Source organism: Hafnia paralvei ATCC 29927 (genome assembly GCF_001655005.1).
Lineage (GTDB): Bacteria > Pseudomonadota > Gammaproteobacteria > Enterobacterales > Enterobacteriaceae > Hafnia > Hafnia paralvei.
This window is the reverse complement of sequence record NZ_LXET01000085.1, coordinates 1-218: the sequence shown is the minus strand read 5'-3', so window position 1 is coordinate 218 and position 218 is coordinate 1. Positions and strand designations below refer to the sequence as shown.

1 protein-coding gene is annotated in these 218 nt (G+C 46.3%); it reads left to right on the top strand.

All coding sequences use genetic code 11. The features are described 5' to 3' along the window. Nucleotides 1-170 (top strand): DUF6392 family protein (locus M988_RS23225; protein WP_282956181.1); only part of this gene is annotated, 170 nt, incomplete at its 5' end. Between the last annotated feature and the right edge of the window lie 48 nt (nucleotides 171-218).

Below are 218 nucleotides of genomic sequence, written 5' to 3'. Positions count from 1 at the left end.
AGCCGCTAAGAAGTAGCCCGCCTAAAGTTGTTATGAGGCGAGCTTTCGGCTGGACAGATCTCTATGAGGCTAAAGGCTTCTCTATTCCTACAAGTATGCAAATCAGCTACGATGTGGTTGATAACGTGAGGTCGATAACGTTTATGCCAACATCAGAATTGCGCTGGTAGGTTTGCTATGGTGCTCCAGTCATGGAGCACCTACTAAGATGTTTTCAG